This is a genomic window from Pseudomonas yangonensis (assembly GCF_009932725.1).
In the GTDB taxonomy this organism is placed as follows: domain Bacteria; phylum Pseudomonadota; class Gammaproteobacteria; order Pseudomonadales; family Pseudomonadaceae; genus Aquipseudomonas; species Aquipseudomonas yangonensis.
In genome coordinates this window covers 1-296 of record NZ_BLJU01000135.1, presented here as the reverse complement: position 1 = coordinate 296, position 296 = coordinate 1, and the positions used below count along the sequence as shown (strand labels likewise).

At 64.9% G+C, this 296-nt stretch carries 1 protein-coding gene; it reads left to right on the top strand.

Annotation, left to right across the window (positions count from 1 at the left end):
• A partial coding sequence (locus GYB81_RS23815; RefSeq protein WP_233787676.1) for a sensor histidine kinase occupies positions 1–296 on the top strand: 296 nt, incomplete at both ends.

The window sequence follows — 296 nt, the reverse complement described above, 5'->3', positions numbered from 1 at the left end:
GTTCGCTGCGCACGCAGATCGACGACCAGGCAGAGGTGCTTGGCGATGCCATTCGCATCGAACAGGTGATGCTCAACCTGCTGCACAACGCCCTCGATGCCATGGCCGATAGCGAGCCGCGAATCCTGCTGGTACGCATCGCCCGTGAAGACGACAGCTGCCTGCTCAGCGTCGAGGACAGCGGTGGCGGCATCGCCGAGGAAACGCTCGGCCGCGTGTTCGAACCCTTCTTCACCACCAAGCCGGTGGGGCAGGGTCTGGGGCTCGGTCTGGCGGTGTCCTACGGTATCGTGCGC